Annotated in this window: 14 protein-coding genes; 10 read left to right on the top strand and 4 right to left on the bottom strand. The window is 69.5% G+C overall.

All coding sequences use genetic code 11. The features are described 5' to 3' along the window. Positions 1-30 precede the first annotated feature (30 nt). The 4 genes from ACYVD1_RS01360 (at position 31) to ACYVD1_RS01345 (ending at position 4,067) form a co-directional block, all read left to right on the top strand. Positions 31-957 (top strand): ion transporter, encoded by a 927-nt coding sequence (locus ACYVD1_RS01360; protein ID WP_460766419.1) that lies wholly within the window; start codon positions 31-33, stop codon positions 955-957. 141 nt (positions 958-1,098) lie between these two features. Beyond that, complete coding sequence (pgi, locus tag ACYVD1_RS01355; RefSeq protein ID WP_460766416.1) at positions 1,099-2,793, top strand: glucose-6-phosphate isomerase; 1,695 nt, start codon at positions 1,099-1,101, stop codon at positions 2,791-2,793. A gap of 372 nt (positions 2,794-3,165) precedes the next feature. Continuing rightward, positions 3,166-3,333 (top strand): hypothetical protein, encoded by a 168-nt coding sequence (locus ACYVD1_RS01350; RefSeq protein WP_460766413.1) that lies wholly within the window; start codon positions 3,166-3,168, stop codon positions 3,331-3,333. A gap of 389 nt (positions 3,334-3,722) precedes the next feature. Next, positions 3,723-4,067 carry a hypothetical protein gene (locus ACYVD1_RS01345; RefSeq protein ID WP_460766410.1) on the top strand — a complete coding sequence of 115 codons (345 nt, stop codon included), beginning with the start codon at positions 3,723-3,725 and terminating at the stop codon, positions 4,065-4,067. A gap of 565 nt (positions 4,068-4,632) precedes the next feature. Here the strand turns inward: ACYVD1_RS01345 and ACYVD1_RS01340 are convergent. Next, positions 4,633-5,256 (bottom strand): TetR/AcrR family transcriptional regulator, encoded by a 624-nt coding sequence (locus tag ACYVD1_RS01340; protein ID WP_460766408.1) that lies wholly within the window; start codon positions 5,254-5,256, stop codon positions 4,633-4,635. A gap of 159 nt (positions 5,257-5,415) precedes the next feature. Here ACYVD1_RS01340 and ACYVD1_RS01335 point away from each other — a divergent pair, with 159 nt between their 5' ends. The 4 genes from ACYVD1_RS01335 to ACYVD1_RS01320 all read left to right on the top strand — a co-directional run bounded on the left by ACYVD1_RS01335 (position 5,416) and on the right by ACYVD1_RS01320 (position 7,460). Continuing rightward, positions 5,416-5,802, top strand: a complete 387-nt coding sequence (locus ACYVD1_RS01335; RefSeq protein ID WP_460763180.1) for a hypothetical protein — start codon at positions 5,416-5,418, stop codon at positions 5,800-5,802. 152 nt (positions 5,803-5,954) lie between these two features. Continuing rightward, the gene (locus tag ACYVD1_RS01330; RefSeq protein WP_460766405.1) at positions 5,955-6,317 is read left to right on the top strand and encodes a GntR family transcriptional regulator; all 363 of its coding nucleotides are present in this window, start codon (positions 5,955-5,957) and stop codon (positions 6,315-6,317) included. 201 nt (positions 6,318-6,518) lie between these two features. Continuing rightward, complete coding sequence (locus tag ACYVD1_RS01325) at positions 6,519-6,977, top strand: hypothetical protein (protein ID WP_460766402.1); 459 nt, start codon at positions 6,519-6,521, stop codon at positions 6,975-6,977. A 69-nt stretch (positions 6,978-7,046) separates the two neighbouring features. Next, positions 7,047-7,460 carry a hypothetical protein gene (locus ACYVD1_RS01320; RefSeq protein ID WP_460766397.1) on the top strand — a complete coding sequence of 138 codons (414 nt, stop codon included), beginning with the start codon at positions 7,047-7,049 and terminating at the stop codon, positions 7,458-7,460. Between the two features lie 120 nt (positions 7,461-7,580). Here ACYVD1_RS01320 and ACYVD1_RS01315 read toward each other — a convergent pair whose 3' ends face one another. The 3 genes from ACYVD1_RS01315 to ACYVD1_RS01305 all read right to left on the bottom strand — a co-directional run bounded on the left by ACYVD1_RS01315 (position 7,581) and on the right by ACYVD1_RS01305 (position 11,458). After that, positions 7,581-7,931 carry a hypothetical protein gene (locus tag ACYVD1_RS01315; RefSeq protein WP_460766394.1) on the bottom strand — a complete coding sequence of 117 codons (351 nt, stop codon included), beginning with the start codon at positions 7,929-7,931 and terminating at the stop codon, positions 7,581-7,583. Positions 7,932-8,167: 236 nt separating this feature from the next. After that, a complete protein-coding gene (locus tag ACYVD1_RS01310; RefSeq protein ID WP_460766391.1) occupies positions 8,168-9,562 on the bottom strand; it encodes a sigma-70 family RNA polymerase sigma factor in 1,395 nt (464 codons plus the stop codon). Positions 9,563-10,150: 588 nt separating this feature from the next. After that, positions 10,151-11,458: an AMP-binding protein gene (locus ACYVD1_RS01305; RefSeq protein ID WP_460766388.1), complete on the bottom strand. Its 1,308-nt coding sequence runs from the start codon at positions 11,456-11,458 to the stop codon at positions 10,151-10,153. Positions 11,459-11,641: 183 nt separating this feature from the next. Here ACYVD1_RS01305 and menB point away from each other — a divergent pair, with 183 nt between their 5' ends. Together menB and ACYVD1_RS01295 are read left to right on the top strand one after the other, a co-directional pair. Next, entirely contained in the window at positions 11,642-12,481 is an 840-nt protein-coding gene (gene menB, locus ACYVD1_RS01300) for a 1,4-dihydroxy-2-naphthoyl-CoA synthase (RefSeq protein ID WP_460763158.1), read from the top strand. Beyond that, positions 12,478-13,515, top strand: a complete 1,038-nt coding sequence (locus ACYVD1_RS01295; RefSeq protein WP_460766385.1) for an o-succinylbenzoate synthase — start codon at positions 12,478-12,480, stop codon at positions 13,513-13,515. The genes menB and ACYVD1_RS01295 overlap by 4 nt, the downstream gene beginning before the upstream one ends. Positions 13,516-13,630 lie beyond the last annotated feature (115 nt).

The raw sequence follows: 13,630 nt of genomic DNA, 5'->3' as shown, positions 1-13,630 counted from the left end.
TCCGACAGCAGAGAAGGAGTTCCCGCCCAAGTGACCGTGCGCGAACGGGTCCGAACCATCGTCGAGGCCCGCTGGTTCCAGGCCGCTGTCATCACCGTCATCCTCGTCAACGCCGTCGTCCTCGGCATCGAGACGTCGCAGCGGATGATGGACGAACACGGCGAGCTCCTGTACGTCATCGACAGGGTGATCCTGTCGGTGTTCGTCGTCGAATTGGGACTGCGGGTCTTCGCCCACCGCAGGGCGTTCTTCCGCGATCCCTGGAGCTGGTTCGACATGATCATCGTCGGGATCGCCCTGCTTCCGGCCTCCGGGCCGTTCGCGGTCCTGCGGGTGCTCCGGGTCCTGCGCGTGCTGCGGCTGCTGTCGGTGATTCCGAGCCTGCGCCACGTGGTGGCAGGGCTGTTCCGTGCCATGCCCGGCATGGCCTCGATCATGGTGCTGGTGGTGCTGCTCCTGTACGTGTCGGCGGTGATGGCCACCAAGCTGTTCGCCACCGACGCCCCCCAGTACTTCGGCGACCTCTGGACCTCCCTCTTCACCCTCTTCCAGATCTTCACGGCGGACGGTTGGGCCGACATCGCCCAGGAGGTCATGGAGTCCCAGCCCATGGCGTGGATCTTCTTCGTGGTCTTCGTCCTGGTGTCCACCCTCATCGCCCTCAACCTGTTCATCGCCGTCGCAGTGGAGGCCCTCGACAGGTCCGGAGACGAGGAGCGCGAGGGCGGCGACGCGCCCGGCCAGGGCCCCGCGGACGGCGCCGGCGGTGAGGGCCCGCGCGGCAGGGGTCCGCACGGAGGCCGGGGCTCGGGTCAGGGAACTACCGCTCCGGCCGGTCCAACCGGTCCGGACGCCGGTCAGCTGCAGATCCTCGCCGAGCTGCGGACCCTGCGCGAGGAAGTCTCCCAGCTGCGCGCCGAACGCGAACGGGAGCGCAACGGACAACCCATGGGTTAAAGTCCTGACGTGCCGAAGGAAGCCCGTGGTTGCCGGTTTTCGTGGGAAGGTTGGGTGCACTGCCGCACACTGCGGACACGGCGCCCGGGACGGGTACCCGCTCGCCGTGTGCGCCTTTCCAGACCACGGAGGAGCGACCGGATGTCTGCCAGTACACCCCTCCCTCGCACCGAGGACAGCGGAGGCCGGTCCGAGGCGACCACACCCCTGGACCGCAGCGGGGAATGGGCCGCGCTCGACGAGCACCGCACCCGGTTCGGCGGAACCCACCTGCGCGATCTGTTCGCGGACGATCCCGCACGGGCCGACCGGTACGCGCTCGACGTCGGGGACCTGCACGTCGACTACTCCAAGAACCTCGTCACCGACGAGACCCTGCGCCTGCTCGGCGGCTTGGCGGAGGCCACCGGGGTCGCCCGGCTGCGCGACGCCATGCTGCGCGGCGACCGCATCAACCTGACCGAGGACCGCGCCGTCCTGCACACCGCCCTGCGCGCCCCGCGCGGCAGCGTCATCGAAGCGGACGGGTACGACGTGGTGCCAGAGGTGCACCGGGTCCTGGACCAGATGGCCGCCTTCGCCGAACGGGTGCGCTCGCGTTCGTGGCTGGGCCACACCGGCCAGCCCGTGACCCGGGTGGTCAACATCGGTATCGGCGGCTCCGACCTGGGGCCCGCCATGGCCTACGAGGCGCTGCGCCCCTACACCGACCGGGGCCTGGAGTTCCGCTTCGTCTCCAACGTCGACGGCACCGACCTGCACGAGGCCCTGGTGGACGCCGACCCCGAACGCACCCTGTTCGTGGTCGCCTCCAAGACCTTCACCACCATCGAGACCATCACCAACGCCACGGCGGCCCGCGACTGGCTCCTGTCCGGCCTGGACGCGGGACCCGAAGCGATCGCCCATCACTTCGTCGCGGTTTCCACGAACGCCGACGAGGTCGCCGGGTTCGGTATCGACACGGCCAACATGTTCGAGTTCTGGGACTGGGTGGGCGGCCGCTACTCCTACGACTCGGCGATCGGCCTGCCGCTGATGGTGGCCCTGGGACCGGAGCGGTTCCGGGAGATGCTCGCGGGGTTCCACACCATGGACACCCACTTCGCCACGGCACCCGCCGAACGCAACCTTCCGTTCCTGCTCGGACTGCTGGGTGTCTGGTACGGGGGCTTCTTCGACGCGCAGTCGCACGCGGTGCTGCCCTACAGCCACTACATGTCGAAGTTCCCGGCCTACCTCCAGCAGCTCGACATGGAATCCAACGGCAAGTCGGTGCAGCGCGACGGCCGACCCGTCGACTGGCAGACCGGGCCGGTGGTGTGGGGGACCCCCGGTACCAACGGCCAGCACGCCTATTTCCAGCTGCTGCACCAGGGCACCCGGTTCGTGCCCGCCGACCTCATCGGTTTCGCGCGCCCCGCGCCGGACCTGCCCGAGGGGCTGGTGCCCCAGCACGACCTGCTGATGGCCAACCTGTTCGCCCAGGGCCAGGCGCTGGCCTTCGGCCGCACCGGCAGCGAGGTGGCCGCCGAGGGCGTGCCCGCCGATCTGGTGCCGCACCGGACGTTCCCGGGCAACCGGCCCACGACCACGATCCTGGCCGACCGGCTCGACCCATCGGTGCTCGGCCAGATCGTCGCCCTGTACGAACACAAGGTGTTCGTGCAGGGCGCGGTGTGGAACATCAACTCCTTCGACCAGTGGGGTGTCCAGCTCGGCAAGGTGCTGGCCAAGAAGGTGGAACCGGCCCTGACCGAGGGCGCCGACGTGCCCGGCCTGGACCCCTCCACAGCGGCCCTGATCGAGCGCTACCGGGAGCTGCGCGGCCGTTAAAACGGTGCTCCCAAGGGCGCGTGCCACGTCGTGGTATGCGCCCTTTTGGGTTTTCCGGACGGATCGTCCCCCTGTTCGAAATTGGTTCCGACCGGCACCGGGTTCCAATTGTGTAAAACGCGGAGAGGTTAGGTGTCCGTCCTTTTCAATGTCAAATGCGGGGCGCGGGTAATCGGGTTCTGGCCGACATCGGGCCGGCTTGCTGTCCGCATGCGGCCGTGTTGGACGTGCGAGCCGTCCGGATGTGGCCTTCTTGGTGTCTCGTCGCGGATCCCTGGTTAGCATTCCTGGTGGAATCAACGACTTGATCAAACGTTGGTTTCGCAGTTCCGGTAGGAGTATTTTCTTTAACTGAAAGCTGGAGGATTTCGTATGGGAACCAAAGAGAACGGACGAGTTTCCCGGGTCGCCGCGACCCTGGGACTGACCGCTGCCGCTCTGCTCGGAGGGGCCGTACTGGCGGCCCCCGCGAGCGCAGCCCTCGCGGACTCGTGGCAGTCCGCTGACCATGCCTGGTACCCCGCTGACCTGGAGTGGTAGTCCGCTGACTATGACTCGCATGCCGCTGACGCGGAGTGGCAGACCTCCAGGGACTACGACTGGAGCTAGGGCATGTTCGGCGGACACATACCCTGCTGCGCGTCGCCCCAGCGGCACTGTCACTGCGCATCTCATCAGTCGACAGCCAAACCCGGGCTGACTCCTTCTTCGGCCTTGTGCCAGCACCACTGGATGCGCCGCTCGCGACGGGCAGCATCCACCGAACACGCCCTAGCCGAGTCCAACCGGGTACGGGTCCAGCCGACCTGACGAGCACTGCGGTCGACCGTGCCCGGACCCCTGCTTCGCTGAGGGATATCAGCTGATAGGCGGTGCGGCGGGTGCGAACCCGTCGCACCGCTCCGTCCCAGGACAACAAGGAGGTTCCCTTGCCCACCACGACGAAGTCCAGTGGCCTGGTGCTTGGCACGGCGCTCCTGGCCGTGGCCGCGGCGACCGCAGTTGGCGGAGCCGTGCTCTCGGCCCCCGCCCATGCGGCGGGCCCCGCCGCGCAGTCGGCTGATGCCCAGTCAGAGCCCTACTGCGTGCACGAGGCCATCGACGACGCACCCGTCCACGAAGCCCCCGGCGGGGAGGTCATCGACTACATCCCCGGGGGTGAATCGGTCGCCGCACGGCCGGCGGCATCGACCGACTGGATGGAGATCGCGAACACCGGATACGTGCAGGAACGCTTCCTCAGTGACAGGGACGGACCGTGCGTAATCCCCTGAGCCGGCGCGGCGCCACCCTCCACTGAGGAAGCGATCAAGCGCGCTGCGCCGTGAATTCAGCGGATTGATCCTCCGTTGATCTCGAAAATATTGGTTACTGTTCACAGATGTGCATTCAGGAACAGGAGTGAGGATCTTCGTGTACTTCACACAGAAGAGGAAGAACGGTCGTATCGCGCGCGGAGGAGCGGCGTTGGCCCTGGTCACGGCGGCCGTGTTCGGTGGGGCGCTGCTGAGCGCCCCCGCCCAGGCTGCCACCCCCGCGTCAGGCACGGCGCAGAACCAGATCTTTTGCCCCTACGAGGTCAGCGCCGCCGAAGCCTACTTGGTCGCACAGATGGAGCCCACCGCGCCCTTGGTGAGAGTAATGCCCCGAGGGGAGACGTTCTGGGGGACTCCTATTGACGGCTGGGTGAGCGTCGGGAGTGAGGGCTACGTGTCACAAAGTCCCCTGACCCGTACTGGTGATTGCAGGAACCCGTAGCCGACGATTCTCCTGAGCGGACGGTCGGTTCGGTTGCCTCTCCCGCCGGGCCGACCGTCCTTCTCTGTCTCTTGCGCCGCTTCAGTTGGTTAGCCCTTTGAGAAGGGCCCGCAGGCCGAACCGGAACCGGGCCTCGGACTCGGCCTCGTCCGGGGTGTCCTCCTGGCCGGAGTGCCTGACCTGGTGCGCCACCGCTCCCAGGCAGTAGCCGTACAGTGCGTCGCAGGCCCGAGGTACGTCCTCCTCGCCCAACCCGGCCTCGCTGAAGGCCGCGTGCATGAGGGCGCGCGTGTCCTCCTCGCCCAGGGTGTGCGGTGCGCGGTGCATGAGCAGGGACAGCGCACCGGAGTAGGCGAGCAGCCGCCCCCGGTAGGCCTCGGCCCAGGCGGTCAAACGCTCGTCCCACGGGCGGCCGTCCTCGGCGACCTCGGCCGGGGCGGTATCCGAACCCTCCTGCTCCTCCTCCGGCGGCCCCTGCTCCTCGGTCAGGCCGCTGATCACGCGGGCCGTGGTGACGTAGGCGGCGATCGCGTTGAACAGCTGTTCCTTGCCGCGGGGGAAGTGGTGGTAGATCGCCATGGCCTCCACCTCCAGGGCATCGCCGAGCCGGCGCATGGACAACCCGCCCAGCCCGCGCCCGGCGATGATGTGGAGTGCCTCGACGATGATGCGTTCACGGCTGAGGCCCGCGTAGTTCCTGCTCACTGTTGCTGCCTTCCGGGGGACCAGGGGACTGACGGTGTAAAGCTGGCAGTTCTGTCCGCGGGGCGCCAGTACCGACGCACGACCCGGGTCGCCAGATGATCTTGGTCACCCATAGGGTTGCCTCGACACGGCTGACGCTACGCCCCACGGAGAGCGGACATGGCACTTGCCAAGCAGGACAAAGAGGCGGCACGGACCCACCTCGCCGAGGACGAGGAGCGGGCCGAGCGCCTGCCCGGACTCCTGAGGTCGGTGGCCGAGGCGGAGCGGGATCTGGACGGGGCCCGGCAGCGCAACGCGCCGGTAGAGGAGGTCCACGAACGCGGCATGGCACTGGACACCGCGCTGACGGAGGCGATGCGCGCCGCCTACGCCCACGAGCGCACGCTGGTGGGGGTCAAGGGCTACACGGACCGGATCTACCGCCGCAAGCGCCTGGCCCGGCCGAAGGTCCGGGAGGCCACACTGGTCGCTGAAGAGCTCCTCACCGCGCGGGAGACGCACCGGCTGCACGGCATCCCCGGGGTGCCCCGTCCCGTGGTCTGACGACCCCTCACAGAGGTCCCGCGGCCCAAGGTCGTGGGACCTCTCCGCGCCGGGCACCTTCAAGCTGGGGTGGACAGGGGGATAGGTTTGGGGTGCGCCCGGACGAACTCCGGTCGAGAAGCAGGCGAGCCACGTAGGGAGCTAAGAGGGACATGGCGGATTTCATCCGCATTGATCCAGCGTCGAAAGTGCCGCCCTACGAACAGATCAGGGCCGTTGTCGCGATAGCCGCGGCCAACGGGGACCTACCGGTCGGATACCGGCTGCCGACCGTGCGGGCCCTGGCGGGCCAGCTCTCCGTCGCCGTCAACACCGTCGCCCGCGCCTACCGTGAACTCGAACAGGCCGGTGTGGTGGAGACCCGGGGCCGTTCCGGCACCTTCGTGGCCGCGGCCGGGGACGATCAGCGCGCCGAAGCCCTGGCCGCCGCCCGGGCCTACGCCGAGGTCATCACGCGAGTGGGCCTGGACCACGACGAGGCCGTCGAGATTCTCCGGGCGGCGCTGGAGGTCTGACCGTCGCCAGGCCGGGCCCGTGTCCCGGACCTCCCGTGAACGACGTACGATGCGTTCCCGCGGTTCCATGCGGACGGGGTGTTGACCATAACTGGTCGGAACCCCCGCAGAGCGCCCTGAACAGGTACGCTCACCGATATTCTTAGTGCGCGTCGACCTCCCCTCGGGCGGCGTTGAACCCCAACCCCCAAGGAGACTCCCATGAGTAGGAGATCTGGCGGCGGACGGTCATCGGGCGGACGAGGAGGACGTTCCGGCGGCAGGCGCTCCGGCGGCGCCTCGCGGCGCGGCGGCGGTTTCAGCTCCCGTAGCGGCAGCGGCGGATTCGGTTCCCGCGGCGGCGGGGGCTCCGCACGCTCCGGCGGCGGTTTCAGCTCCCGTTCCGGCCGCTCGGCCAGGGCCGGCCGTTCCCCGCGTGCAGCACGTTCCTCGGGTCCGGCGCGGTCCGGCCCCTCGCCCATGGTGGGAGCCGCCTACGCGGCCGGTTCCCGGCCCCGCTGGTACCACTACGGCCGGCGGCGCCACTACGGGCCCGGCTACGGCTATGGCTACGGACCCGGCTACGGTCGGCGGCGCGGCGGCGGTATCGCTGCGATGTTCGGTTGCCTGGCGGTCGCCGGTCTTCTGGTCGTCGTCGTGGTCCTCGCGTTCATCCTCTGAGCCGACGGGCCCGCTCGAGATTTCGTGGCCTCCCCTGAAGAAGTACCGAGAAGGAAACGAGCACAACCCGTGTCCCACCCCCGAACCCTCACCCGTCCCCTCTCCCTGGCCGCCGCCGCGCTGGCCGTGCCGCTGGCCCTGAGCGCCTGCTCAGGGAACAGGGCCGAGATCGACGCCGCCTGCGCCGACATCCGGGAGAACATCAGCGCGGTCGACTTGGCCGCGCAGAGCATCGAAGAGGACATCCTGGTCGACGGTGTTCCCTACCAGGACCAGCACGCGGACGAGCTGGTGGCGCACCTCGACGACGTGGAGCACCTTGAGGCGTACGCCAGCGGTTCCCTCCAGGACGACGCTGCCGAGCGGGCCGACGCCGTCGACGCTGTCCTGGTCGAGCTGGACGACGGTGACGAGGCCGGTCTGGCCGACGCCCTGGACTGGACGGATGAGACCCACGACATGATCCTCGACGCCTGCGACTGACGGGAGCGTGCCGCTTCCACGGACAGCAGGGGGGCGGGGCGGGACCGGCGTGGTCCCTGCCCCGCCCCTTCTGTGCGCCGACGCCCCCGTACTCGCTGACGCCCTCGAGCGGAGGTCTGCTCAGCGGCGCAGGCCGACGACGGAGATGATGTAGAAGGCGATCAGGCCGATCCACACGATGGTGACCCCGGCCGGGCCGACCAGTGTGGCGGTGGCGGCGGTCAACGGAATGCTCAGGCCCAGGCAGACCAGTGACAGCACCATGCGTACGTTGTTCGCCGGTAGCCCGCGACGCTCTTCCCTGGCGCCCAGCTGGCGTGCCACGTGGTGTTTGACGCGTTCCTCGATGGTGTCGTCGACGCGCTCCACGAGGGACGAGGCCACCGCTTCGTCGTATTCGGGGCCGAGTTCACGGCTGGCGCGAAGCGCGGCGGAGATCTCGTCCTGCTGTCGCCGGGAGTCGTTCGTCATTCGACCATTTTCCCACCGGACCGGGGGAAACACAGCGGATGGCGGGAGATACCAGGGGAAGCTCGGGGTTTCCCCTGATGCTCCCGGATACCGGTGGCGGCCACCGGTTTCGGCGGAGCCTTGACAGCGGTGGCCTCGGGCAGCGGTGGAGCCGTTCCCCTTCCGGGAACGGCTCCATACCGTGTCTGCGCTCTTGTCGCGGTTCTCGCGATGGTCGCCCTGGCGGCCTGTGCGCCCTAGCTGGCGAAGTCCAGCAGCTGCTGGGCCCGGCTCGGGTGCCGCAGCTTGGACAGCGACTGCTTCTCCAACTGCCGGATGCGCTCTCGGGTGAGCCCCAGGTGCTTGCCGATCTCGTCCAGCGTCCGCGGGCGGCCGTCCATCAGGCCGAACCGCAGGGACATGATGGTCGCCTCTCGCGGCTCCAGGTCCGACAGTGCGTTGCGCAGCTGGTCGGCCATGATCTGGCGGTCGACCACCTCGGAGGCCTCAGAGGCGTCCACGTCCTCGATCAGGTCACCGATGCGGGTCTCGCCGTCCTCACCGATGGTGGAGTCGAGGCTGATCGGCTGGCGGGTCACCCGCAGCAGTTCCTCGATCTGGGTCGGGGTCTTGTCCAGCTCCAGTCCGAGCTCCTCGGGCGTGGGTTCGCGACCGAGCGCCTGGTGCATGTCGCGCTCCAGACGGCTCACCTTGCTGAGCAGCTCCAGAACGTGCACGGGCAGGCGGATGGTGCGGGCCGAGTCGGCGAACCCGCGCTGGATCGCCTGGCGGATCCACCACATGGCGTAGGTGGAGAACTTGAAGCCCTTGGTGTAGTCGAACTTCTCGACCGCGCGGATCAGGCCGAGGTTGCCTTCCTGGACCACGTCCAGCAGCGACATTCCCCGGTCGCTGTACTTCTTGGCCACCGACACGACCAGGCGCAGGTTGGCCTCGAGCATGTGCGACTTGGCCTTGCGGCCGTCCTCGGCGACCCATTCGAGCTCGTCACGCTCGACGTCGGCCATCGGGACGGTCTCGTCGACCTCGCCGTGCTGCCCCAGCCGGTACTCGGCGTAGAGCCCGGCCTCGACGCGCTTGGCCAGGTCCACCTCCTGCTCGGCGGTGAGCAGCTGACGCCGCCCGATCGCCTTGAGGTAGGTGTGGACCGAGTCGCCCATGGCGGGTGACTGGTCGTCCAGGTCGGCCTCGCCGGTGTCCGGGTCGGTGTTGACCTGAGCGGTCTCGGTCTTCTTGGTGCGTCGCGAGGAGCGGGGCTTCCTCCGGGTGGAGGCGCTCTTGCGCGCAGCGGCCTTGGGTGCCTCGTCAGTGTCGGGCACCGTCGCGATGAGAGTGTTTTCCAGCACGTCGTCCTCGGCGTCAGGGTCGGCCACCATCGCGGAGTCGTCGCCCCCGTTGGCGAGTCGGACCCCGTTATCGGTGAGTTCACGCAGGATGGAGCGGCCGTCACTGGAGGTGACTCCGGCCGCTGAGAAAGCAGTACGTAGTTCGGAGAGGGACAGGTGTCCCTGAGCGCGCCCCTGGGCTATCAGGTCGGTCAGGGCCTCGTGGGCGACGTGGCCCTCTTTCTGAGCGTTGCCAACGGGGGCTTCGGCCTCATGGTCCGAAGCGGCTAGGGCAGTGCTCGTCATGTGGGCACCTCCCTCCCTTCCAAGACGTGTGGCACGTGGCGGAGGGTTCCCGCCGACTGGACGCGCCAATATGTCCAACGTGTCGGCGAGTCAAATGTTCCCTGTCTCGATTGGATATCGACGAGGGTGGCATAGATCACTGTGCCATGAGTGGCGGAATAAGGATCTGTGCGGGTAAAGCAACTCGCTCGGCTTAGGTGCTCGAAGCGCCGTGTGGTGGGCGTTCCTGGCGCAGGGGAGGTCGCAGGGCTGCGGATGATTGGACCGATGGCTGCCGCCAACTGCGGACCTCCTTGGGAGAGGGGCCGAAGATACCGGATACTCAGGTAGACGCCAGGGAGCTTTCGGAAGTTCCCCGCCTTCCGGACACGGTCACGGAAATCACTGTCCGTAGGCGCGAGGAAGCGTCGCGCACCCCGATCCACGCTGGTATCGATGGGCGCCGACGGCTCCGGGGGCGGCACCCGCTGGGGCCCAGGGTCCCACGTGTGCGGACTGCACCGGTAAACGCCGCTTCGCACCACCTGGGGGAGTGTGTGGCCAGCGGGATGCCCGGAGCGGGGGCAGGCGGCGGGGCAGAGGGCTGGGTCAGGAGGCGGCCGTGCGCAGCGCGACCAGGTCCGGCTTGCCCGATGCCAGCATCGGCAGGGCGGCGCGGACCTCCAGTTCACGCGGGGCCGCGTAGGCGGGCAGCCGTTCGCGCACCCAGGCGCGGAGCTCCTCGAGGGTCGGCGGGTCCTCCGGGTCTGCGGGGACCACGACCGCGCTCACCCGCTCACCCCACTCTGGGTCGGGGCGGCCCACCACCACGGACTCCGCGACGGCGGGGTGTTCGGCCAGCAGGTGGTTCACCTGGCCGGGGACCACTTTGTGACCACCGGTGTTGACCACCTCGTCCATCCGGCCCAGAACGCTCAGGCGGCCGTCCTCACCGAACCGCCCCAGGTCGTTGGTGCGCAGCCACACCGTCCCGGCGCCGTCGGTGGCCAGTGCCCGCGCGTCGCCCGCGACGCCGGGCGGCATGCGGTATCCGCTGAGCAGCATAGGGCCGCCGAGCAGAATGCGTCCGGTGACGCCGGTATCCGGCCCAGCGGCTTCCGGCTCGTGGGTCGGCTCGCCGTCTGGCCCATCGGTCGACTCGTCGGCCTCGATCCGGGCCAGGGCCCCGGCCAGGGGAGTGCCGTCGTAGACGCACCCGCCGCAGGTCTCGCTCATGCCGTAGGTGGTCATGACCCGGCCGCCGGCCTCGCGCGCCGCCGCCAGCAGCGCGGGTTCGGCGGCGGCACCGCCGATCAGGATGGTGCCGAACACCGACAGGTCGGCGCCGGAGGCCAGGAGGCGGCGCAGTTGGGTGGGGACCAGCGAGACGTGCGGGCGCAGCCGGTGCGCCAGCTCCTTCACTGTGTCGGGGTCGAAGGCGGCGTGCACGGCTTCGGTACCGGTGACGATCGCGCGCATCATCACCTGGATCCCGGAGATGTGCCCGGCGGGCAGGACACACAGCCAGGTGTCGCCCTCAGCGGCGCCGATCCGGGCCACGGAGGAGCGCGCGGAGGCGAGGAGGGCGCGCGCGGACAGTTCCACGCCCTTGGGGTGCCCGGTGGAGCCGGACGTCGTGATGACCAGTGCGGCGCCGGGGCCCGCGGGAAGCCCGTCTTCGAGGGCGGAGACGCCGTCGGGGGTACGCAGCGACGAGGGGCGCATGGCGTCGAGGAGATCGGCCGCGCGGGTGTCGGGTGTGCCGTCGGGGATCGGCAGGAGGGCGGGACCGGTGCCGTCCAGCGCGTCGCGGAGCAGCGGGTTCAGGTCCTCGGGTGACAGCCCGCGTACCGCCTGGAGGGGGCGCTCACCCTCGGAAGCGGGGACCTGGGACCGGTGTTCGTCTGCTCGTGTCACGGTCGTCCAGCGTATGCCGGGAAAGCGAGCGGACCGTCCAACGGGTCCGGCTGCCGGGTGCGTGCCTGTCTGTCCCGGCCCGCCTGGCAGAATGCGTAGGGTTGACGCTTGGACGCCGGGCCTGGTCGCCCGGAAGCATCCGCGCCGTCCCCGTCCCCGTCCCCGTGAGGAGAAACAGTAGCCGTGAGCAGCGTGATCGACTGGCAGCGGTCGGGCGAGTATTCCGACATCATCTACGAGACCGCGGAGGGCATCGCCAAGATCACGATCAACCGCCCAGAGCGGCACAACGCCTTCCGCCCCCAGACGCTCTTCGAGCTCCAGACGGCGTTCAACATCGCCCGGGACGACTCGAACGTCGGTGTGATCATCTTCACCGGCGCCGGCGACCAGGCGTTCTGCTCCGGCGGTGACCAGAAGATCCGCGGCGACGACGGCTACATCGGCGACGACGCCGTGGCTCAGAAGGGCATCGGCCGCCTCAACGTGCTGGACCTGCAGGTGCAGATCCGTCGCCTGCCCAAGCCGGTGATCTGCATGGTCGCGGGCTGGTCCATCGGTGGCGGAAACGTGCTGCAGGTCTGCTGCGACCTGACCATCGCGGCAGACAACGCCAAGTTCGGGCAGACCGGGCCGCAGGTCGGTTCCTTCGACGGCGGTTACGGCTCCTGGCTGCTGGCCGAGACCGTGGGCCTGAAGAAGGCCCGGGAGATCTGGTACCTGTGCCGCCAGTACAGCGCCCAGGAGGCGCAGGACATGGGCATGGTCAACACCGTGGTGCCGCTGGCGGACCTGGAGAAGGAGACCGTGCAGTGGGCGCGCGAGATGCTCGAGAAGTCGCCGCTGGCGCTGCGCATGGTCAAGGGCGCGATCAACGCCGTCAGTGACGGTGCCGCCGGGATGCAGCAGTTCGCGGGGGACGCGACGATGCTCTACTACATGAGCGAAGAGGCCCAGGAGGGGCGCGACGCCTTCAAGGAGAAGCGACGCCCCGATTTCGACAAGTTTCCGCGTCGCCCGTGACAGCGCTCCCGGAGCCGGACCCGGCGGGGGAGGACGCTGCGGGCAGGGCCTTCGCGATCGGTCTGCGCAACCGCTTCCGCGGCGTCACCGTCCGGGAGGGCATGCTCGTGCGCGGCCCCGCCGGGTGGGGTGAGTTCTCGCCCTTCGCCGAATACGGGCCGCGCGAGGCCTCGCGCTGGTGGGCCGCCTGCCGGGAGGCGGCCCACCGGGGCTGGCCGGAGCCACTGCGCGAGCGGGTGCCGGTCAACGTGACCGTGCCCGCCGTGGACCCCGAACGCGCAGCCGGGATCGTGGCCGCCGGAGGCTGTGCCACGGCCAAGGTGAAGGTGGCCGAGAAGGGCCAGGACTGGCGTGCGGACGTGGCCCGGGTGGAGGCGGTTCGCGCCGCGATCGGCCCCTCGGGGCGGGTGCGGGTGGACGCCAACGGCGCCTGGGACGTGGACACCGCTGTGCGGATGACGCGCGAGCTGGACCGGTTCGACCTGGAGTACGTGGAGCAGCCGTCCGCGACCCTGGAGGAGCTGGCCCGGGTCCGACGCCGCGTGGACGTCCCCGTCGCCGCGGACGAGTCGATCCGCCGAGCGGAGGACCCCCTGCGGGTGCGGGCGTCCGAGGCCGCGGACATCGTCGTGCTCAAGGTCCAGCCCTTGGGCGGTGTGCGCGCCGCGCTGCGGGTGGCCGAGGCCTGCGGCCTGCCGGTGGTGGTCTCCAGCGCCGTGGAGACGTCGGTGGGCCTGGCCGCCGGGGTGGCACTGGCTGCCGCCCTGCCAGAGCTCCCGTACGCCTGCGGACTGGCGACCATGCAGATGCTGACCGCCGACGTCACGTCGGATCCGCTGCTGCCGGAGCACGGTTCGCTGCCGGTCCGCCCGGTGGCCGTGGACGAGGCGGCGCTGCGGTCGGTCGAGACCGACCCCGGCGCCTGGCGGGAGCGGGCGGCGGCAGCCGAGGCCGCCGGAGGCACGGAGACTGTCGCGGATTCCGGCACCGCTGCGACCGAAGCCGTCGGACCGGAGCGGTCCGACCCGCGGTGACGGGAAAGTGGCACACGGTGGCGGTGGCGACCCCGATAGGCAAGAGATCACAGCCGGGCCGGGTCGCCCATCGCGACCGAACGGGGTTCACTGGAAGAGTGGGGAACCGTGCGTA

It is taken from the genome of Nocardiopsis nanhaiensis, assembly GCF_054778635.1.
The sequence above is the reverse complement of the archived record's forward strand: the minus strand, read 5'-3'. Positions and strand labels throughout refer to the sequence as shown.

Bases quoted from the DNA above. Each gene is read 5' to 3' on its own strand.
- ACYVD1_RS01350 (WP_460766413.1), top strand. From the start codon at position 3,166: ATGGGAACCAAAGAGAACGGACGAGTTTCCCGGGTCGCCGCGACCCTG.
- ACYVD1_RS01330 (WP_460766405.1), top strand. From the start codon at position 5,955: ATGGCGGATTTCATCCGCATTGATCCAGCGTCGAAAGTGCCGCCCTAC.
- ACYVD1_RS01315 (WP_460766394.1), bottom strand. From the start codon at position 7,931: ATGACGAACGACTCCCGGCGACAGCAGGACGAGATCTCCGCCGCGCTT.
- ACYVD1_RS01325 (WP_460766402.1), top strand. From the start codon at position 6,519: ATGAGTAGGAGATCTGGCGGCGGACGGTCATCGGGCGGACGAGGAGGA.
- ACYVD1_RS01310 (WP_460766391.1), bottom strand. From the start codon at position 9,562: ATGACGAGCACTGCCCTAGCCGCTTCGGACCATGAGGCCGAAGCCCCC.
- ACYVD1_RS01335 (WP_460763180.1), top strand. From the start codon at position 5,416: ATGGCACTTGCCAAGCAGGACAAAGAGGCGGCACGGACCCACCTCGCC.
- pgi (WP_460766416.1), top strand. From the start codon at position 1,099: ATGTCTGCCAGTACACCCCTCCCTCGCACCGAGGACAGCGGAGGCCGG.